The following is a 19,088-nucleotide window of genomic DNA, read 5'->3' on the forward strand; positions in this document are numbered from 1 at the left end:
CGTGCTCCTGTCAGAGGGTTTCGTTGAGCGCCTTGAGCGGCATCTTGAGTTCGCCGAGCAGATCGATGTCGGACTCGGCAGGCCGTCCCAGCGTCGTGAGGTAGTTGCCGACGATCACGGCGTTGATCCCGCCCAGCAGTCCTTTGCGGGCACCGAGATCGCCGAGTGTGAGCTCACGGCCGCCGGCGAACCTCAGCACCGTGCGGGGCAGGGCGAGCCGATACGCGGCGACGATGCGGAGCGCGTCGCTGCCGGGGATCAGTTCCCGGTCTCCGAAGGGCGTGCCAGGACGCGGGTTGAGGAAGTTCAACGGCACTTCGTGCGGATCGAGCAGCGCGAGTTGCGCGGCGAACTCGGCGCGTTGTTCGAGCGTCTCCCCCATCCCGACGATCCCGCCGCAGCAGACCTCCATCCCCGCTTCCTTGACGTAGCGGAGGGTGTCCCAGCGCTCCTCCCAGGTGTGCGTGGTGACCACGTGGGGAAAGTACGATCGGGCGGTTTCCAGATTGTGGTTGTACCGGTGCACTCCCATCGCGGCGAGCCGGAGCGTCTGCTCCTCGGTCAGCATTCCCAGCGAGCAGGCGACGTTGATGTCGACCTCGTCCTTGATCGCCTTGATCCCCGCGTCGACCTGTGTCATCAGCCGTTCGTCGGGGCCGCGGACCGCCGCGACGATGCAGAACTCGGTCGCGCCGGTCTTCGCCGTCTGCTTCGCGGCCTCCACGAGCATCGGGATGTCCAGCCACGCGGACCGCACCGGCGACTCGAACAGACCGGACTGAGAACAGAAATGGCAGTCTTCGGGGCAGCCGCCGGTCTTCAGCGAGATGATGCCCTCGACCTCGACTTCCGGTCCGCACCACCGCATCCGGACCTCGTGGGCGAGTTCGAGCAACCCGTCCAGCTCCGTGTCCGGCAGGCGGAGCACGTCGAGGACTTGCCGCTCGTCGAGCCCTTCGCCGCGTTCGAGCACCTGGGCCCGCGCCGAGGCGAGGACGTCATCGCGCATGGCCGTCATCGTGTTCCTCCTCGGGGATCGGGCTCAGTCGTCGGCGAAGAGCTTGCCCGCGCGAGCCCAGTTCTCGGTGTCGACGTCGGCGAAGACGATCCCGACCGACTCGGGCGCGCAGTCGCCGATCCGGCAGATCTCCCGCGTGAGGACCTCGGCGAGTTCGCGCTTCTGCTGGGTCGAGCGGCCAGGGAACCAATCGATACGGATGTGCGGCATGGGATTTCCTTTCTCTTGAGCGATAAGGCGGGGGTGAGTGGCGCTTAGCCACGAGAGAGCGCGAATTGCCACTCACGCCCGGGAAAGAAGTTCCGCGACCCTGCGGCCACGGTTCCGGTAGTCACGCCGGGCGGCGAGGGCTTCGTCGAGACTGACCGCGACGAACCTGGTCCGGGTGTTCGGCGCCGACTGCGCGACGACGTCGAGGTCGCCGCTGATCACCGTGCCGACCATCATGTAGCCGCCGCCGGACACCGCGTCGCGATGCAGGATGATCGGCTCGACCCCACCGGGAACCTGGATGGACCCGATCGGATAAGGCGCGTCGACGATGTTCGACGGGTCCTGCCCGGCACCGAACGGGGGTTCGCGGTCGACGGTCGCGAGTTCGGCGCCCTTGTAGCGGAACCCGACCCGGTCCGCCACCGGCGTCAAGGTCCACGTCGTGGCAAGGAAGTTCTCCCGGCTGTCGGCCGTCAGGACGTGGTCGTAGAGACCCATGACGACACGGACTTCGACGTCCTTGGAGAGGCTCGGCCGCAGGTCCTCCGGCAAGGAGCGCCCGGTCGCCCCGCCTCCCGGACCGACCTGGAGCAGGTCACCGGCGGCGAGCGGGCGCCCCCCGACACCACCGAGCCCGCCGAGGGCGTAGGTGGCGCGGCTGCCCAGCACGACGGGAACGTCGAAGCCACCGCCGACAGCGACGTAGGCACGGGCACCGTTCTTGCAGAAGCCGAACGTCAGCACATCGCCCGCGGCGACGGCGAACGACTCCCACAGCGGCCTGGTCTCGCCGTTGACCTTGGGTTGCATGTCCGCGCCGGTGACGGCCACGACGGCGTCCTCGGTGAACACGAGATCCGGTCCCATGTAGACGCACTCCAGGACACCGGCGCCAGGATCGTTGCCGACCAGGCGATTGACGACGCCGAAGGAGAACTGGTCGAGCGCGCCCGAAGGCGGGATGCCGACGTCGTAATAGCCGCTTCGACCGGCGTCCTGGATCGTCGTCGCGAGACCCGGTTTGCGCACTTCAATCGGCACGGAGCACCTCCAGCAGACGGGTGTTGAACGCGTCCGAGTCTTCGAGGAACGGCTTCAGCCCGAAGTCGACGTCCCTGGTCCGGATGCGGAATGTGCCGTCCTCCACCAGCTTGACCTGCTCGTCGTATTGATCCCGCGCGATCGGGGCGAATTTGACGATGTCGCCGGGGCGGAAGAAGACCATGAAGTCGTCGAAGTCCGGCAACTCCTGGGAAGGGTCGTAGATCGGCGCGGGGGTGACGCCGAACATCTGGTACCCGCCGGCGCCGCGCACCGAGTAGATGCAACCGAAACAGCCGCCGTGCCCGACCGTCTGTTTCGGCGTGTCGGTGCGGGGGCGCAGGTACTTGGGCACCACGAGCTGCCGTTCCCGGGGAACCATCTGGAACATGAACGGCAGCCCGGCCACGAACCCCACCATCGAGGTGAACCAGGGCGACGACGAGTGCGCCTCGATGAACTCGTCCACTCCGGACAAGCCGTTGATCCGGGCCGCGTACTCGATGTCGGTCGCGTCGGGATCCTGGTGGCGATCCCGGAACCGCATCAACGTCTCGGTGGTCCACGGGTCCTGATACAGGACCGGGATCTCCACCACCCGGGTGGAGAGCTGGAAATCCGAGGCGTCGCCGACGCGCTTCTCGATGTCCTGCAGCTGCGCCAGCAACGCCCGCGGTTCGAGCAGGTCCGGGTCGTACCGGACCTGGTACGAGGCGTTCGCGGGGCAGATCTCCAGGATCCCCTCCGGCCGTTCCTCCTTGAGGAGGGTGGTGATGGCCATCGCCCTGAAGTTCGCCTGCAGGCTCATCGATTCCGCGAGCTCGACGAAGATGTGCTCGTCGCCGCCCCAGCTGTAGCGGGCGGCCGTGTCCTGGCCCGTCATGCCTTGCCTCCCGTCGCCGCGGCGCGTTCGGCCAGCCACACTTCGAGGGTGCCGGTGTCGAACCGGCCCTCGGCGAACCATGGCTGGTCGAGCAGCTCCAGGAGGAACAGCGTGGTGGTGGGCACGCCGTCGATGACGAGTTCGCTCAGCGCCCGCCGTGACCGGGCCAGCGCGGTGGCCCGGTCGTTCCCCCACACCACGACCTTCGCGATGAGCGAGTCGTAGTACGGAGGGACCTGGCTGCCCGGTGTGAGCCAGGTGTCCGTGCGCACCCACGGGCCACCGGGAAGCTCGACGTGCCCGATCTTTCCGGGACCAGGCAAGAAGTTGCGCTCCGGATCTTCGGCGCACACCCGGAATTCGATCGCGTGCCCCCGGGGTTGCACATCTTCCTGCCGGATGCCCAGCGGCTCCCCCGCCGCTATCCGCAGCTGCCAGGCGACGAGGTCGATCCCGCTGATCAGCTCCGAGATCGGATGCTCGACCTGGATGCGGGTGTTCATCTCGATGAAGAAGAACTCGCCGGTGTCGTCGTCGACGAGGAACTCGCACGTACCGGCGCTGCGGTAGCCGACCTGCTTGCACAGCCGGACGGCCGCGCTGGTCATCTCGGCGCGGATCCGCTCGTCGATGCCCGGCGAGGGCGCCTCCTCGACGACCTTCTGCCGCCGACGTTGCAGCGAGCACTCCCGCTCGAACACGTGGATCGCGTCGGCGCCGTCGCCGAGGACCTGGACCTCGACATGCCGGGCGCTGCGGACGAACCGCTCCAGGTACATCCGGCCGTCCCCGAAGGCCTTGGCCGCCTCCCCGGATGCTTGCGGGAACGCCTTGCGCAGTTCAGGTTCGTCGCCGACGACCCGGATCCCCCGCCCGCCACCACCGGCGGCGGCCTTGAGCATCACGGGGTAGCCGATCTCGCGGGCGGCGGAGACCGCGGCATCGACGTCTTCGACACCGCCGGTCGTGCCGGGGACCGTGGGCACCCCGGCCGCCATGGCGACCTGACGGGCCCGGACCTTGTCGCCCATCTGCTCGATGACACTCGCTTCCGGGCCGACGAAGGTCAGGCCGGCCTTGGCGACCGCGTCGGCGAAAGCGGCGCGCTCCGACAGGAAGCCGTAGCCGGGATGGACGGCGTCCGCGCCGGCCTCCTTCGCCGCGTCGACGATCAGCTCCGGCACGAGGTAGCTCTTCGTGGCGGGCGCGGGCCCGATGTTCACCACCGAGTCGGCCAGCCGTGCGTGCCGGGCGTCGGTGTCGGCGTCACTGGCGACGGCGACGGTCTCGATGCCGAGGTCCTTCGCCGCGCGGATGATCCGGACCGCGATCTCGCCCCGGTTGGCGATCAGCAACCGTTTCATGACTCGACCTCGAGAACGACCACGGCCTGCCCCGCGTCGACGAGGTCGTCGGGTTCGACCGTGTACTCGACGACGGTCCCCGCGACGTCGGCTTCGATGGGGTGAAAGGACTTCATGACCTCCACCAGCCCGACGGTGTCACCGGGGCCGACCTGCTGGCCTGCCTTCACGTACTCGGGACTGTCCGGATCGGGCCTGCGGTAGAAGACTCCCGGGATGGGCGACACCACCTCGTGACGGGTCATCACGGCACCTCGCTGTATCGGATGGACTGCGGTCGGTTCGGGTTCGGGTCGGCTAGCTCAGGTACGGCTGCAGTGCTTCGTGCACGCTCTTCGCCAGATCCACGGCGCCGGGGGTGTCCGAATGCACGCAGATGCAGTCTGCGCGCATCGGGATGTCCTTGCCGTCCACAGAGGTCGCGACGCCGTCCGTCACCGCGCGCACCGAACGCCGGGCGGCTTCGACCGGGTCGTACGCGGCGTGCTCGCGGGTGATGATCAGCGAGCCGTCCGCACGGTAGTCGAGATCGGTGTAGTACTCGGCGATGAAACCCTGCGACCGCTTGCCCCACACCTGTTCGTGCACGGTGTTCGCCATACCCATGAGCGGCACGTCGAAGACGTCCGCCGCGGCCGCGATCGCCGTCGCCACGCTCTCGTCGCGGGACGCCAGGCCGTACAGGGCGCCGTGCGGTTTGATGTGGTTGAGCGGCATTCCCTGTTCCTTCAGGAATCCCGTCAGCGCGGCGACCTGGTAGATCACCGTGGCGGTCAGCTCGTCCTCGCCCAGTTTCATCTCGCGGCGGCCGAAGCCGTCGCGGTCGGGGAACGAGGGGTGCGCGCCGACCTTGACCTGGTGCTCCTTGGCGAGCGCGACGGTCTTCCGCATCACGACCGGATCCGCGGCGTGGAAGCCGCAGGCCACGTTCGCGATGGTGATGTAGGGCATGATCCCTTCGTCGTCACCACAGCGGTAGATGCTGTACGCCTCGCCCATGTCGCAGTTGATGGCAACCATCGTCAATCCTTCGTTTCGATCAGGAGTGGGCGACCTTCGGGGTGTCACCCTCGGGGTCGATGTAGATGTCCTCGCCGTCCAGCTTCACCGGGTAGCGGGCGAGTTCGGCGTGCCCGGGATTGATTCCCTTGCAGGTCGCCAGGTCGAACGTCCAGAGGTGGCTCTTGCAGGTGAGCGTCTTCTTGTCCAGCTCTCCTTCGACGAGCTCCACCTGCTGGTGCGGGCAGATGGCCTGGGTGGCGACGACTTCGCCGCCGTCGAGGTGGGCGACGAGGATTTCCCTGCCCTCCACCTCGAAGGACTCCATCTCGCCTTCCCAGATGTCTTCCAGGTTGCACACCCGAACGAATCCCATCGCGTGTGGTCCTTTCAGCAGAAGCGGTCGAAGTAGAGCCGGTCGGCGGGCAGGCCCTTCTCGAGCACGAGCGCACGGGCGAGCGCGTCGGTCATCGCGGGCGGGCCGGCGGCGTAGTAGGTGTGGTCCGTGACGGAGTCCCCGAGCAGGTCGAGCACGGCTTCGTGCGCGAACCCGCGGAACACCGACTCGCCGGCCGAAGGGTCGTTTCCGGCCGCGGACAACGCGGTGTGCAGATGGAACCGGCCGAGCCGGTCGCGCAGTCTCCCGACCGCCGCCGGTACGTGGATGTCCCTGGCTTCCTTGCCCGCGCAGAAAAGGTGCGCGGTCCAGCCGCCGGCGTCCGGCAGCGCCGCGATGCCCAGCAGGACACTGATCATCGCGCCGAGCCCCGATCCCCCGCCGACACAGACCACCTGCCTGGCGGCGTCATCGGGCCGTAGGTAGGCGTGCCCGAAAGGGCCGTCGAGCACCACGGAATCCCCCGGCCGGAGCCGGTCGAACAGGAACGACGTCGCCTTGCCCCCGGGCGTCCGCTTCACGACGAACCGCCACTCCCGCGCGCAATTGCTGAGATTGCTCATGGAGTAGGCGCGCTCGACGTCGCCGTCCGGCAGATGGATCATCGCGTACTGCCCGGCCGAGAACGCCGCGTGCTTCTCGGCGTCGAAGACGAACTCGGCCATGTCGTGGGTCAGCGGGCGCACCTCACGCAGAACCGCGTTCTGCCGGATCGGACGCGGCGTCGGGACCGGTCCCGGTTCCGCGACCTTGAGAACGCAGTCCGAGAGCGGCTCGCTCTGGCAGGCGAGACGGCGCCCCTTCCGGCGATCCCGCGCGCTCAACCCCGGCGCGTCGGGACGGCGGTCGTGGACCTCACCTTCCAGCAGCTCGTACCGGCAACTGCCGCACGAACCGCTGTTGCATTCGTAGCTCAGCCCGACCCCCGCGCGGAGGGCGGCGCGCACCAGCGTGTCGCCCTCCGCGCAGGGAAAGCGCACGCCGCTGCCTTCGACGGTGATGTGGTGTCCGGTAGCGGTGGTCATGACGACGTCAGTCCCCGAACCCGAGCTGGCGGTGGAAGGCCCGCACGGCGCCGATCGCGTTGTCCGCGGCTTCGGCGTTCTCCGGGATCTGTTCGGCATAGGCACGGATGGCCGCCGCGCCGAGCGGCTCCCACTTGCGGATCCACTCCGCCAGCTTCGGCACGTTCGACTCGACCTCGGTCATCTGCTGGACCAGCGCCAGCGTCCAGCGGCGGGAGCGCTCGCTGTCGCGCAGTTCGGCCTCCGCGAGCAGCGCGTGCAGGACGTCGCCGTGGCGACGGGAACTGACGCCCAGCTGCCGGAGCACGACCTCGTCCATGGCGGGTTTGGCGACGAGATTGAGCGCGACGAACGCCTCCGCCCAGTCGAAGGTGGTCAGCTGGCGTTCCATCAGCTCACGGAACCCTTGCCACGCGGGAAGTTCTTCCCAGTGCCGTCGCTCGTCCTTGCCGAACCCGGCGGCCGGATGCGCCAGTCCGAGCTCGGCGGTGCGGTAGGCCACCCGGGACAGCCAGCGCAGCGAGTCCGCGGCCTGGAACGCCGCGCAGTTCGCGATGGTGCTCGCCGGCGCCATGTGCACGAGGTACGCGCTGGCCATCTGCACGGTGTGCAGCAGATACCTGCTCGGGGCGTACAGCTGGGAGAGCGTCGCGACCCACTCGGCGGTGAGACCGCGGTCGTGGCCCTCCTTGTTGTGCTGGTCGAGCAGGCCGTCCACATAGGACTCTTGGCCGTCCTGGAGGATGTTGTAGGTCCGGTAGACCAGCTCGTCCGGATCGCGGAAGGCGTTCCAGTCTTCGTGCGTGATCGGGCTGCCGTTGCGGTAGCGGCGGTAGAAGTCCGCCATGAAGCCGGTGTGCCCGACGTCCCACGGCTGTTCCTTGTCGCGGGTGTGCCACAACAGGTTCGTCGAGACGATCTCGTACTCGCTGGGCTTGCGACGGCGTTTGGCCAGGTGCCCCCAGGTCTTGAGGGGCTTCAGCGGGGCACTCATGCGCGGGCCTCCTTCTTGTCGGACGCGCTGCCGAGGTAGAACCGGATGACATCCGTGCCGGTCTCGATCCGCCCCACGAAGGAGGGCATGATCAGTTCCAGTTCGGACAGTTTGAACGGGCGGCCGAGTTCGGCGGCGATGGTTTCGCGCCGGAGCACGCATTCGCCGCCGTCCACCTCGATGCGGACATAGGAACCGCGGTCCCGGACGTCGACGCGATGGCCCGCGTTGTCGATGACGGCCGCGTCGGCGATGGCGCGGGCGACCTCGCCGGTCTGCAGGACCGGGCCGACCGGGTCGGCGATGGGTTCAGTGTTGGTCACCGGTCCTCCTCACTCGTAATAGATTTCGATGCATTCGGTCGGCTCCAGACCGGAGTCGGCCACGGTGCTTTCGCGGGCGTAGGGCTCTTCCACGCCCTGCTTGCGCACCCGGAGGGTCCGGCCGGGCTGGTCGGGGACGTGGATGCCGACGGAGTTCGCGGCGGCCGCCGCGGCGACCTCGTCCATCGTGTTCGTCGTGTCGACCGGCAGCAGCTTGAGGACGAAGTCGCCGTGGAAATGGGCGGCGAGCGGGACAACGGCCATGATGATCTCCTCCTGTTCGCTCGCTCAGCCGACGTTCGCGAGCTTGGTGCGGTAGGCATCCACCCAGGCGAAACCGTGGGCGTCCTCCCCGCCGGGGCCGACGGTGCCCAGGCCCATGTACTCCAGAACGCCACCGAGATCGGCGGGCTGGATCTCGCCGCCGAGGAACCGGTCCACGAGATTCTTGTGATGCTTGTAGCGCTCCGGGTCGTCCTCGAAGATCCACCTGTCCACTTCGGACGCGAAGTGGTAGCGACGTCCTTCGTGCACCAAGGAAATGTCGCGCAGCGTCTGCGACGGCGTCCCGACGATGGGCAGCTGGGAGACGTTGCAGATCACCGGGAGCGTGCCGGGTACGGTCTTGTCCATCCGGTCGTGGACCATGTTGTCGATCAGGACGTCCCAGACCTTGCCGAAGGTTCCGTTCCAGCCGGGGTATTTCTCCTCCAGCCAGTCCCGTTCCTCCGGGCTGACGCCGGCGGCGGGGTTCCACCACAGGGTCGGCCGCCACGAGTAGGTGCCGAGATGCTGTCCGTGGTGGTGCTCGGAGATGTCACGCAGGAAGATGTCCCAGTACCACGGCTTGGAGAGCCCGAGGTCCTCCAGCGAGCGCATGAACTGGGTGACGATCCACTCCTCCATGAACTCCTTGAAGGACTCGCCGCGGACTTCGAGTGGCACGTAATAATCCATCGGAATCCCGGACAAGATGGTGAAAAGCCGGTACGAGCGCCAGAAGGCGATGTCGATCTTCTTCTGCGCCTCGGCCTTCTGGCCGTTCTCGATCAGCATCTGCAGCAGGGGCGTGCCCAGCTGCGCGTGCCGCGCCTCGTCGGACTGGATGCTCTGGATGAGCTTGGAGAACGTGAAGTCGCCGGCATTGGCGGCGTCACCGGAAAGCCCGATGAACTGCAGGTTGGTGAAACCGGTCTCGAAGGCGAAGTTCGCGAAGATCGACGTCGACAGCGCGTCGCGGGTCATCATGACGTCGTCGAAGAAGTGACGGGCGCCCAGCGTGACCCAGTTGTCGGTGAACATCGCCGCGTGCGACCACTCGAACTGCCGGTCCTTCGGCGCGTACTCGTGCGGGAAGAACAGCTGGATCTGACCGTGCCGGATCTCGTCGAGCATGCCGAACGTGGCCATGTTGCGCATACCCGGCGCCTTCGACCAGCGGATGAACCGCGATTCCTGGAAGGAGGCGCCGTACTCGACCAGCGCGACGGCCGCGTAGTGCTCTTTGAGGATGGAGATCCATCCCGGGTCGGCCTTGTTGTACAGATCGGCGCGCTCCAGCGCCGCCTTCACCGAGTAGGCGCCGGCGTCCTTCTGCCGCTGGATGTCGACGTACTCGCGATAGCTGATCTTGTAGGGCTCGTCGTAGGTGGACCAGATGTCGTCAGGAAGTCCCTCCCCGCCGCACAATTCGGTGGGGAAAAGCTCTTCCTGGGTCACGTATCGCGGTGTCCACTCGGTACTGCGGGCGATGTCGTACCACTGCGAACGTTCGAGCAGGGCCATTGAAAGCTCCTAATGTGTCTCTGTCTGGGTGGCGCCGGTCAGCTGCCGTGTTCGGACCCGAGCGGGCCCTCGCCCCCGGGGTAGACGAAGGACATCGACGGTGCGTAGAAACCGAAGGTGACCTGCAACGGGTCTGCGGGCCTGAGCGCGTAGGCCGGGTGGTTCTCGTCGAGGAATTCGAAGGAACGGACCTCGAATCGCTCGGCGAGGTCGGCCACGTAGGCGTATCGCCCGCTGATGAACTCGCCGTCCCGCTGGGTGATGTACCGCAGCTGGCCGACCGCGCGCCGCGTGGTGCCGACGGTGACGGTCGCGGTCGTCCGGATGATCGGCCGCCCGCCGATGGACGTCGTCGCGACGAGCGTGTCGCCCTCGAGGTCCAGTGTGGTCCGGCCGGGATCGCCCGCCGGAACACCGTGTGCCCTGGCGTAGCGGCTCATCACCTCGGAACTGTTGTGGTAGTGGGTCCACCAGCGGCCGGGGACACCGGCCTCGGTGTCCAGCCCCGCCAGGTTGGCGCCGAGATAGGTCAGCGAATACGCGCCGAACGTCTCGTCACCGTCCGAAGAGGTCTGATCGGCACCGTCCACCACGTACTGATTGATGTAGCACGAGCGGTCCTCGGCCGGCGTGAGTCCTTCCGGGACGAGCTTCGCCACCGCGTCCGGGTCGGCGGGAACCCAGACGAGATAAAGGGTTCTGGACCCGGTCACCAATTGCGGCGGATGCAGCGACGTACCCATGGCGCCTCCAAGCTCCCCGTTGAACTCCCTACCGGCTGTCTCGGGTAACCATCGGTGAAGCGGGGTCCGCCAGGTAGTGCGCACCTTGGACAACGGGAGGTGGCGCTTAGGACAACTTGGCGCAACGCAGCGAGAAATCGCAGCTCAGGGCCGGTCCACCAGTTGGAGGGCGATCCACAGTTCGGTGCGGGTCATCGGGTCGTCAAGGTCTCGATCGAGTGCTTCCGCGACCTTCCCCATCCGGTACCGGAGCGTGTGCCGGTGGATGCCGAGCGACGACGCCGAGGCGTCCGCCTGTCCGTTGTTCGCGAGGAAGGTGCGGAGCGTGTCCAGGAAATCGACCTTGGAGTTCTTGTTCTCGACGAGCGGCGCCAGCAGTGCCTCGGCCCAGCCCCGCGCCTCGTCGGTGTCGAGGTGACGCAACAGCCCGGCCGACGCGACGTCGGTGACGTGGGTCAGCTTTCCGACTTCCCCGGACGCGCTGTTGAACACCGATCTGACCTGCCGCCAGGCGTCCGGCAACTCGGCGGCGGGCGTCGGATCGCTCACCGCGCCGCGCGCGAGCGGGATCCGCCGGAGCAACGCTTCCAATGTCCTGGTGTCCCCTTCGGCGGGCGGCATCAGGACCACGACCCGGCCGGGTTCCCACTCGGCGACCAGCGCGCAGACGGCCCGCAGGCCGTAGTCGCTTTCGGCGTGTTCGAGCAGTTCGAGTTCGTGGCCGGAAGGCACGCCGAGGATGGCCACCCGCAGGTCGCCTTCGGGCACGTCGGTGCCGAGCACGCGACCGATCGGACCGGCCAGCGCGAGGCTTCCCTCGATGGCGACCTTCGCCACGGCCAGCCGGTTCCGGCGCTCGTTGTCGAGGACGCTTCTCGCGCTCCTCAACTCCGCGCAGAGCAGCGAGACCGCGGTGGCCACGACGGCTTGTTCGGCCTGGTTGAGCGGGGTGGACCGGCCGACGGCCAGGAAACCCTGCACGCGTTCGCGGACGGTCAGTGCCAAGAGGACGACCGACTCGCCCGCCACGGTCATACTGAGACTGGCCGTGCCGCCACCGGACCGCAGCCGGGGCAGTTCGATCCGCAGGCTCGGCGCGTGCATCCGGCCGGCGGGCGGTCCCGCCCGGACCGCGCCGTCGCGGTCCAGCAGCAACGCCCAGCCCTGCATCGCTTTCCCGAGCCGCTCGACGATCGCCCTCGCCGCGTACCGCGACAACGACGCGCGGATCAGATCGCGCTGGACGACGACCGCCGAGTTGAGTTCCTTCTGCCGCTCGTCGGAGATGCACTCGGCGACCACCCGGCTGACGGCGCCCAGCCCGATGGACGCGGGGACGACCAGCAGGGGAAGACCGGCACGTTCGGCCTCGGCGACCAGTCCTTCCGGGACATCGGGGTAGAACGCGCTGAGCCCGAACCCCAGCGCCGCGACCCCGGCGTCGACGAGATGGTCGACGTACTGGCCGAGTTCGGCGGGCAGACCCGAACCGGTCGTGAGGACCAGCTCGCTCCCGTCGAGATACGGCCGGGGATCCGGCAGCTCGCTGATCAGTGCCCAGTTCACCGTGCGGCGCAACGCCCCTGGCGCTCCGGAAAGGCAGCGCAACTCCAGATCGGCACGAGTCAGCAGGGCTTGCACGGTCAAGGGCATGGCGCCTCCAGAACCCATCGTCCCCGCGGCGAGCGTAACCTGATCGGAGGCGGCACACTGGACAGTCGTCGGCGGAAACGTATATACACCTTGCCTTGTCCGCCGAGTACACGCATTTCGAGCGTTTCACGGGCTACGCGGACCCGGAGGCCCATCTTGACACCAGCGATCATCGCCACCCCCGAACCCGAAGCCGGTCACCCGCCGGTGACCTATCGGACGGCGGGCGACCGCGCGCTCATGGTCGAGTACGGTCAGCCGTTCCCGGTCGACCTCGCGGCCAACTTCTTCGCGCACGCGGCGGCGAGGCACCTCGCGGCCGAGCCGGTCCGTGGTGTTCTCGAGATCGCGTCGGGCCTGCGTTCGCTGACCGTCTACTACGAACCGAACACCATCGACCAGAAGAGCGTCGTCGCCGCATTGGAAGAGGTGCACCGGGCCCTCCCCGAGCCGCGATCGATCGTCCTGCCCAGCCGGCGGCTGAAGCTGCCCATCGCGTTCGACGACTCCGCCTCCCGCGAAGCCGTTCACCGATACCGGATCAGCACGAGACCCGACGCGCCGAACGTCCTCGACGGGACCAACGTCGACTACATCGTCCGCTACAACGGGCTGCCCGACCGTGAGGCCTTCTACGCCCGGGTGCTGGATTCGCAGTGGTGGAACGCCTTCACCGGCTTCTATCCAGGGCTACCGTCCTTGCTCCCGCTCGACCCGCGATCCGAGATCATCGCGCCGAAGTACAACCCGGCGCGGGGATGGACGCCGGAGGGCGCCGTCGGGCTCGGCGGGCCCTGCATCGTGATGCACACGATCGAGTCACCCGGGTCGTACCAGCTCTTCGGCCGCACGGTGCCGATCAGCCAGCTGACGCGCAACCCGCGCACGCACCGGGTCGATCCCGCGCTCATCCACCCCGGTGACCGCATCTCGTTCTTCCGCGTCACCGAGGCCGAGCTCATCGACCTGCGGCGCCAAGCCTTCGCGGGCAGTTACGACTACGACGTCGAACCCGGCCGGTTCGCCACGGAGGAGTACTTCTCGACCGCCTCGGCGCCGGAGGTCTCCGCCGAAGCGGACCGTCGCCGTGCCGCCCGCCACGCGGCACAGGGATTGGTCAAGATCCCATGACGAAACCGATGTCCGGGAAAACGATTCCCGTACTGGAAGTGATCGAACCGGGCCTGCAGACCACGGTCCAGGACTATCCGGGGCGCGTCGGCATGCAGTCGATGGGGTTCTTCCCGGCCGGGCCGGTCGACCCGCTCGCGTTCCAGACGGCCAACCTGCTCGTCGGCAACCGTGCCGGGACGGCGGGGCTGGAGATCCCGCAAGGCCGGTTCCAGGCGAGCTTCCTCCACGACTGCACCATCGCCATCACCGGTCCGGACGCCGACGCCACGCTCAACGGCGAGCCGATCCCCGGTTGGGAGGCCGTGCCGGTGGCCGCGGGCGACCTCCTGGCCTGCGGCATCATCGCCGGGCCCGGCTACCGGCGCTATCTCGCGATCTCCGGCGGCATCGCGGTGCCGGAGGTGTTCGGCTCGCGGTCGACGTTCCTCGTCGCCGGTCTCGGCGGGCTCGACGGACGGGCGCTCGAACAAGCCGACGTGCTGGAGACCGTCGAAACGCGCGAACCCCGGGTCCTGCGCCGGGTACCCACCTCGTTGCGACCCTCCTACACCGACCACTGGGAGATCGAAGTCCTCCGCGGCCCGCACGCCGACCCGGACTTCTTCTCCGAGGAGGGCTATCGAGACTTCCTCGACGCGGTCTGGCGCTGCGATCTCAGCTCGGACCGGGTCGGCGTGCGGTTCAACCCCCGCCGCCTCCGCTGGGCGCGGGCTTCGGGCGACATCGCCGGCGGGCATCCGTCCAACCTTCTCGACAGCAGCTACCCCCTCGGCGGGATCCTCGCCTATGGGGACGTGCTGACCATTCTCTGCCCGGAGGCCAACACCTCCGGCGGGTTCGCGGTCGTCGCCACGGTCGCGCACGCGTCGTTCTGGAAGGTCGGCCAGCTCCGCCCGGGGCGCGACTCCGTGACCTTCAGGGAGGTCGACCTCGCGCAGGCCGCCGGGCTGGACGACCGCCTCGAACACGCCCTCGACGCGCGGAACTTCGATCGTCTCTGACAACCGCTGAGGAGCAGCCATGGCCGACGTGCGTGGTTACTGCACTTTATGCCGCTCACGATGCGGTGCGATCTACACCATCGAGAACGGGATGATGACGGGCGTTCGCCCGGACCCGGCCCATCCGACCGGCGCCGCCCTGTGCCCGAAGGGACGCGCCGCTCCCGAGCTGGTCCATTCCCCAGAACGTTTGACGCGGCCACTTCGCCGGACCACGCCGAAATCGGCTTCCGATCCACAGTGGACGGAGATCGGCTGGGACGAGGCGATGGCCGAGATCGCCGACCGGCTCGGCACGATCCGGGCCGAAAGCGGCGCCGAATCCGTCGCGTTCTCGGTGACGTCGCCGAGCGGAACGCCCATGTCCGATTCGATCGACTGGGTGGAGCGGTTCATCCGGCTGTTCGGCAGTCCGAACACTCTGTACAGCACCGAAATCTGCAACTGGCACAAGGACTTCGCGCACGCCTTCACCTTCGGCAGCGCCCTCCCCGCGCCCGACTACGCCGCGACCGACCTCGCCATCCTGTGGGGGCACAATCCGGCGAAGTCGTGGCTCGCGCAGTCCGCGGCACTGGCCGAGGCCAGGTCGCGAGGGGCTCGACTCGTCGTCATCGATCCGCGCCGGTCCACCGCCGCGCTGCAGGCCGACCTCTGGCTGCGGGTCCGGCCCGGCACGGATGACGCCCTCGCACTCGGTGTCGCGCAACGGCTTCTGTTCCGGCAGGGCCACGACGAACAGTTCGTCCGGCGCTGGACCAACGGTCCGCTGCTGGTCCGCCGGGACACCGGCCGGTTCTTGCGGGCGGCCGACGTCGAACCGGCGCTCGCGGGCTTCGTGGCGTGGAACGTGGCGACCGGGACGGCCGAGCCCGTCGACACGACCGCCCTGCCGTCGAAGCCCGAGCAGTTCGCTCTGCACGGAACAAGGCGAGTGCCGACTCGTGACGGCATCGTCGAATGCGTCCCGGCTTTCGCTCTGTATGCCGAAGTCTGCGCGGACTGGCCACTCGACCGCACCGCTTCGGTCACGACGATCGACGCCGCTTCGATCGAGGCGTTCGCCGAGGAGCTCATCGCCGCACAGAGTGTTTCCTACGCCGCGTGGACCGGGGTGGGCCAGCACGCGAACGCCACGCAGACCGAGCGGGCGATCGCGACGCTGTACGCCCTCACCGGCAGTTACGACGCGCCCGGCGGAAACGTCGTCATCCCCAAGCAGCCGACGAACTCCGTCACCTCGCCGGATCAGCTCGAGCCACGGCAGCGGGCCAAGGCGCTGGGGTCGGGCAACTTCCCGATCGGGCCGCCGTCGCAAGGATGGATCAACGCCCGCGACTTCTGCCGGGCCGCGACCGCCGGCGATCCGTACCGGGTGCGGGCCCTGGTCTCCTTCGGTGGCAACCTTCTGCTGTCCCAGCCGGATCCACAACGGACCGCGGAGGCCTTACGCGCGCTGGAGTTCTCCGTACACCTCGACCTCATCGAGAACCCGACCTCGCGCTTCGCCGACCTGTTGCTGCCGGTCAACACCCCGTGGGAGCACGAGGCCATCAGGGCGGGTTTCGAGATCACGCCGGCGGCTCAGGAGCGGGTCCAGCACCGGCCGCGCATGATCGAGCCGATCGGACAGTCCCGATCGGACACCGAGTTCGTCTTCGATCTCGCGTCGCGCCTCGGCATGGCAGGCGAATTCTTCGACGGGCGGATCGAAACCGCCTGGGATCACCAGCTCGCCGGCCTCGGGCTCACCACGGAGCAGCTTCGCGCCGAAGCAGGCGGCGTCGACGTTCCACTCCCCGCCGGGTACCGGAAGTACGCGGAAGAGAGTGACGGAGGGGTCGCCGGGTTCGGCACTCCGACCCGGCGGGTCGAGCTGTACTCGGAACGGCTCGCCGAGCACGGCCAGTCGCCGGTTCCGGTCGCCCGCACCCCGGAGGTCGACTCGCGATATCCCTTGGTTCTGACCTGCGCGAAGAACGGCTATTTCTGCCACAGCCAGCACCATGGGATCTCGTCACTGCGGCGCCGGTCGCCGGAACCGATGGTCGACATCAGCGCCGAACTCGCGAACGAACGCAGGATCACGACCGGCCAATGGGTCGAGATCGCGACCCTCTCGGCGACCGTCACGATGCGAGCGCGTATCGACTCCGCGTTGCACCGCGACGTCGTCGTGGCCGAGTACGGCTGGTGGCAACCGGCGCCCGACCTCGGGCTGCCGGGCTCGGACCCGCTCAGCGACGGCGGGGCGAACTACAACCTGCTGATCGGCGACGACGCCCGAGACCCGATCAGCGGCTCGGTCGCGCTCCGCTCGACCGCCTGCGACGTCCGCCCGGCCGGTCCGCCGCCGTGGAACACCGAACGCGAGTTCATCGTGGACAGTGCGGCACTCGAAACCGGCGACGTACTCACCCTGGACCTGCGCCCCGCCGACGGCGGCGAACTGCCGGACTTCCGCCCCGGTCAGCACATCACCCTGGCCGCCGCCGACGAACCGCTGGTGACCCGGAGCTATTCGCTGACGGCCGCGGCCCGAGACGCCGGACGCACCACTTACCGCGTCGCGGTCCGGCGGTTGCCGGGCGGACAGTTCTCCCCCACCGTCCACGAACGGTTCCACGCCGGCGCCCGGGTGCTGGTGACGCCGCCGTCAGGTTCGTTCGCCCTGCCGACGAACCACCGGCGGCCGCTGGTGCTGATCGCCGCGGGCATCGGGATCACGCCGTTCCTGAGCCTCCTGGAGACGCTGGCGAGCGACCCGGGATCCGCTCCGGAAATCGTCCTCCACTACGGGAACCGGAACGCCGCGAGCCACGCCTTCCGGGCACGGATCGGCGCTCTGGCGAACCGGCTCGACACGGTGCGGGTCATCGACCACTACAGCCGGCCCGATCGAGGAGATGACCACGACGTCCTGGGACGGATCTCGGCCGACAGCGTCGACGACTCGCTCATCCGGCGACGAGCGCGCTTCTACCTGTGCGGGCCCGGGAGCATGATCGAGGAGATCACCGCGGGCCTGATGGAGCGCCGTGTCCCCCGCGCGGACATCTTCGCGGAGAAGTTCCAAGCCGCGCCGACGCCGGTGGCCATCGCCGACGACGCGACGGCCACCGTGCGGTTCGCCCGCTCCGGTCGCGAGGAGACCTGGCACAAGGCCGACGGCACACTCCTTCAGTTCGCCGAGAAGAGCGGCCTCTCGTTGCCGAGTGGCTGCCGCCTCGGCCAGTGCGAAAGCTGTGCCGTGTCCGTGCTCGACGGCGCGACCGCCCACCTCGTCACGCCGCCCGACGGTCTTCCCGACGACCAGTGCCTGACCTGCCAGGCGGTCCCGGTCTCCGATATCACGCTCGACGCGTAGCGGTCAGAGTGGCTAGCCTGCTGTCCCTGCGGTATTCAGTGACCTTCGCGTTCGCGGCGCACCCGCGCTTCCCTGCGGCGGAGCTCGGCGCGTTCCGACCAGCCGTCGATCAGGTCGTAACCCGCGATGCTGAGGCCGAGCAGGCCGAGGATGCCGGTGATCACCGCTGCGGGGATCATGTCCAGCACCGAGCACAGCACGGCCGCCGCCATCAGGACGACGCCGATGCCGAGATTCCACTTGCCGAAGCCGCTCATGCTGGTTCCTGACTCTGAAGAGGACAAACCGCCAACAGAGGGACATGATGCCCCAGGGCAAGCGAGAGCGTGGAGAACGTGTCGGATGCGACAGGCGATCCGGCTGGTTCGAGGAGTGAGTGGCGGCTCTGAGTGTCCACAAGGGACACTCGCTGACGGTCAGATATCCCATATGTACGGCTTCACATGGGGTCGGGGGGGGGGTTTTGGTTTGATTAAAGACCGTGAACAACAACAAAAAAATCGAGCGCCAAAACCCCCCCCACAACGCGAGAATCCAAAAAAACACAAACCACAGCACCCCCGCTCCTGTTATTAAAACACAATTTCCCGTCTCAGGGGGGGGTTGTCTGTTATTATTTTTTTAAAACCCAAACTAACCCCCCACGACTCACCTGGGCCGCCCACCACCTCCGCTGACGTCGCGGAAGCCACTTTCGCGACTCCGCGACCGCAGCCCTAACCCCTCACCATTGAGGGGTAAGTCAAATATGGCGTGCCGTGCACCTTTGTGGCCTGGGTCCGCGCTGACCGATAAGGGCCGCCGACCGCGCCGCGAATGTCCACAAGGGACACTTTTCGAGCTGAATGTGTCCAATTTGGGTAGTCTGCACGGTCTCACGAGAGGGTCGTGAGTGGCAAAGAGTGTTCTAACCCTCATTGCCACTCACGACCCCAGTCAGGATCGTACATATAAATATAAATCGGACACCGAGCAGTCTGATAGTGTCCTTTGTGGACAATTCAGCGGCGCTTATTGAGCCGAAGGTCAAACGTGGCGTGTTTCTCGGGCGGCCCGATGGTGGGCTGAAGGCTCCCTTCGCCGCGTCTAATGCGGTGAAAGGAGCCTTCGGCCCTGGTCAAGCGCGGGTCGTGAGTGGCGTTTCGGGT

Annotated in this window: 19 protein-coding genes; 3 read left to right on the top strand and 16 right to left on the bottom strand. The window is 67.8% G+C overall.

What is annotated here, in order from left to right:
• Positions 1–10: 10 nt before the first annotated feature.
• From bioB to ACIRGA_RS14925, 15 genes are all read right to left on the bottom strand, one after another.
• Positions 11–1,018, bottom strand: a complete 1,008-nt coding sequence (gene bioB, locus ACIRGA_RS14855; protein WP_400941033.1) for a biotin synthase BioB — start codon at positions 1,016–1,018, stop codon at positions 11–13.
• A gap of 24 nt (positions 1,019–1,042) precedes the next feature.
• Positions 1,043–1,228, bottom strand: coding sequence for a tautomerase family protein (locus ACIRGA_RS14860; RefSeq protein ID WP_400941036.1), 186 nt, complete (start codon positions 1,226–1,228; stop codon positions 1,043–1,045).
• A gap of 72 nt (positions 1,229–1,300) precedes the next feature.
• Positions 1,301–2,272, bottom strand: coding sequence for a biotin-dependent carboxyltransferase family protein (locus tag ACIRGA_RS14865; RefSeq protein WP_400941038.1), 972 nt, complete (start codon positions 2,270–2,272; stop codon positions 1,301–1,303).
• Positions 2,262–3,155: an allophanate hydrolase subunit 1 gene (locus tag ACIRGA_RS14870; RefSeq protein ID WP_400941040.1), complete on the bottom strand. Its 894-nt coding sequence runs from the start codon at positions 3,153–3,155 to the stop codon at positions 2,262–2,264. The genes ACIRGA_RS14865 and ACIRGA_RS14870 overlap by 11 nt, the downstream gene beginning before the upstream one ends.
• Positions 3,152–4,519, bottom strand: coding sequence for an acetyl-CoA carboxylase biotin carboxylase subunit (locus tag ACIRGA_RS14875; RefSeq protein WP_400941043.1), 1,368 nt, complete (start codon positions 4,517–4,519; stop codon positions 3,152–3,154). Before ACIRGA_RS14875 ends, ACIRGA_RS14870 begins: the two co-directional genes overlap by 4 nt.
• Positions 4,516–4,764: an acetyl-CoA carboxylase gene (locus tag ACIRGA_RS14880; RefSeq protein WP_400941045.1), complete on the bottom strand. Its 249-nt coding sequence runs from the start codon at positions 4,762–4,764 to the stop codon at positions 4,516–4,518. Before ACIRGA_RS14880 ends, ACIRGA_RS14875 begins: the two co-directional genes overlap by 4 nt.
• Before the next feature lie 52 nt (positions 4,765–4,816).
• On the bottom strand, positions 4,817–5,539 hold the full coding sequence (pxpA, locus tag ACIRGA_RS14885; RefSeq protein WP_400941048.1) for a 5-oxoprolinase subunit PxpA: 723 nt from the start codon (positions 5,537–5,539) through the stop codon (positions 4,817–4,819).
• A 19-nt stretch (positions 5,540–5,558) separates the two neighbouring features.
• On the bottom strand, positions 5,559–5,894 hold the full coding sequence (locus ACIRGA_RS14890; RefSeq protein ID WP_400941050.1) for a Rieske 2Fe-2S domain-containing protein: 336 nt from the start codon (positions 5,892–5,894) through the stop codon (positions 5,559–5,561).
• A gap of 14 nt (positions 5,895–5,908) precedes the next feature.
• Positions 5,909–6,940, bottom strand: coding sequence for a 2Fe-2S iron-sulfur cluster-binding protein (locus ACIRGA_RS14895; RefSeq protein ID WP_400941052.1), 1,032 nt, complete (start codon positions 6,938–6,940; stop codon positions 5,909–5,911).
• A gap of 7 nt (positions 6,941–6,947) precedes the next feature.
• Entirely contained in the window at positions 6,948–7,934 is a 987-nt protein-coding gene (locus tag ACIRGA_RS14900) for an aromatic/alkene monooxygenase hydroxylase subunit beta (protein ID WP_400941055.1), read from the bottom strand.
• Complete coding sequence (locus ACIRGA_RS14905) at positions 7,931–8,257, bottom strand: MmoB/DmpM family protein (protein ID WP_400941057.1); 327 nt, start codon at positions 8,255–8,257, stop codon at positions 7,931–7,933. Before ACIRGA_RS14905 ends, ACIRGA_RS14900 begins: the two co-directional genes overlap by 4 nt.
• Positions 8,258–8,266: 9 nt before the next feature.
• The gene (locus ACIRGA_RS14910) at positions 8,267–8,521 is read right to left on the bottom strand and encodes a toluene-4-monooxygenase system B family protein (protein WP_400941060.1); all 255 of its coding nucleotides are present in this window, start codon (positions 8,519–8,521) and stop codon (positions 8,267–8,269) included.
• Positions 8,522–8,545: 24 nt separating this feature from the next.
• The gene (locus ACIRGA_RS14915) at positions 8,546–10,042 is read right to left on the bottom strand and encodes a YHS domain-containing protein (RefSeq protein WP_400941062.1); all 1,497 of its coding nucleotides are present in this window, start codon (positions 10,040–10,042) and stop codon (positions 8,546–8,548) included.
• Positions 10,043–10,080: 38 nt separating this feature from the next.
• Positions 10,081–10,785: a hypothetical protein gene (locus tag ACIRGA_RS14920; protein ID WP_400941065.1), complete on the bottom strand. Its 705-nt coding sequence runs from the start codon at positions 10,783–10,785 to the stop codon at positions 10,081–10,083.
• Positions 10,786–10,929: 144 nt separating this feature from the next.
• Entirely contained in the window at positions 10,930–12,438 is a 1,509-nt protein-coding gene (locus tag ACIRGA_RS14925) for a PucR family transcriptional regulator (RefSeq protein WP_400941067.1), read from the bottom strand.
• A 156-nt stretch (positions 12,439–12,594) separates the two neighbouring features.
• Here ACIRGA_RS14925 and ACIRGA_RS14930 point away from each other — a divergent pair, with 156 nt between their 5' ends.
• From ACIRGA_RS14930 to ACIRGA_RS14940, 3 genes are read left to right on the top strand one after another with little or no spacing between them, the layout of a single operon-like run.
• Complete coding sequence (locus tag ACIRGA_RS14930; protein WP_400941070.1) at positions 12,595–13,569, top strand: allophanate hydrolase subunit 1; 975 nt, start codon at positions 12,595–12,597, stop codon at positions 13,567–13,569.
• Positions 13,566–14,573, top strand: coding sequence for a biotin-dependent carboxyltransferase family protein (locus ACIRGA_RS14935; RefSeq protein ID WP_400941072.1), 1,008 nt, complete (start codon positions 13,566–13,568; stop codon positions 14,571–14,573). The genes ACIRGA_RS14930 and ACIRGA_RS14935 overlap by 4 nt, the downstream gene beginning before the upstream one ends.
• 19 nt (positions 14,574–14,592) lie before the next feature.
• Positions 14,593–17,940 (top strand): molybdopterin-dependent oxidoreductase, encoded by a 3,348-nt coding sequence (locus ACIRGA_RS14940; RefSeq protein WP_400941075.1) that lies wholly within the window; start codon positions 14,593–14,595, stop codon positions 17,938–17,940.
• A gap of 35 nt (positions 17,941–17,975) precedes the next feature.
• On the opposite strand, the gene ACIRGA_RS14945 is transcribed toward ACIRGA_RS14940, so the two are convergent.
• Positions 17,976–18,197: a hypothetical protein gene (locus tag ACIRGA_RS14945; RefSeq protein WP_400941077.1), complete on the bottom strand. Its 222-nt coding sequence runs from the start codon at positions 18,195–18,197 to the stop codon at positions 17,976–17,978.
• Between the last annotated feature and the right edge of the window lie 891 nt (positions 18,198–19,088).

This window comes from Amycolatopsis sp. NPDC102389, assembly GCF_044765885.1.
In the GTDB taxonomy this organism is placed as follows: domain Bacteria; phylum Actinomycetota; class Actinomycetes; order Mycobacteriales; family Pseudonocardiaceae; genus Amycolatopsis.

Coding starts and splice junctions, on each gene's coding strand:
- bioB (WP_400941033.1), bottom strand. CDS start 1,018: ATGACGGCCATGCGCGATGACGTCCTCGCCTCGGCGCGGGCCCAGGTG.
- ACIRGA_RS14860 (WP_400941036.1), bottom strand. CDS start 1,228: ATGCCGCACATCCGTATCGATTGGTTCCCTGGCCGCTCGACCCAGCAG.
- ACIRGA_RS14870 (WP_400941040.1), bottom strand. CDS start 3,155: ATGACGGGCCAGGACACGGCCGCCCGCTACAGCTGGGGCGGCGACGAG.
- ACIRGA_RS14875 (WP_400941043.1), bottom strand. CDS start 4,519: ATGAAACGGTTGCTGATCGCCAACCGGGGCGAGATCGCGGTCCGGATC.
- ACIRGA_RS14880 (WP_400941045.1), bottom strand. CDS start 4,764: ATGACCCGTCACGAGGTGGTGTCGCCCATCCCGGGAGTCTTCTACCGC.
- pxpA (WP_400941048.1), bottom strand. CDS start 5,539: ATGGTTGCCATCAACTGCGACATGGGCGAGGCGTACAGCATCTACCGC.
- ACIRGA_RS14890 (WP_400941050.1), bottom strand. CDS start 5,894: ATGGGATTCGTTCGGGTGTGCAACCTGGAAGACATCTGGGAAGGCGAG.
- ACIRGA_RS14895 (WP_400941052.1), bottom strand. CDS start 6,940: ATGACCACCGCTACCGGACACCACATCACCGTCGAAGGCAGCGGCGTG.
- ACIRGA_RS14900 (WP_400941055.1), bottom strand. CDS start 7,934: ATGAGTGCCCCGCTGAAGCCCCTCAAGACCTGGGGGCACCTGGCCAAA.
- ACIRGA_RS14910 (WP_400941060.1), bottom strand. CDS start 8,521: ATGGCCGTTGTCCCGCTCGCCGCCCATTTCCACGGCGACTTCGTCCTC.
- ACIRGA_RS14915 (WP_400941062.1), bottom strand. CDS start 10,042: ATGGCCCTGCTCGAACGTTCGCAGTGGTACGACATCGCCCGCAGTACC.
- ACIRGA_RS14920 (WP_400941065.1), bottom strand. CDS start 10,785: ATGGGTACGTCGCTGCATCCGCCGCAATTGGTGACCGGGTCCAGAACC.
- ACIRGA_RS14925 (WP_400941067.1), bottom strand. CDS start 12,438: ATGCCCTTGACCGTGCAAGCCCTGCTGACTCGTGCCGATCTGGAGTTG.
- ACIRGA_RS14935 (WP_400941072.1), top strand. CDS start 13,566: ATGACGAAACCGATGTCCGGGAAAACGATTCCCGTACTGGAAGTGATC.
- ACIRGA_RS14940 (WP_400941075.1), top strand. CDS start 14,593: ATGGCCGACGTGCGTGGTTACTGCACTTTATGCCGCTCACGATGCGGT.
- ACIRGA_RS14945 (WP_400941077.1), bottom strand. CDS start 18,197: ATGAGCGGCTTCGGCAAGTGGAATCTCGGCATCGGCGTCGTCCTGATG.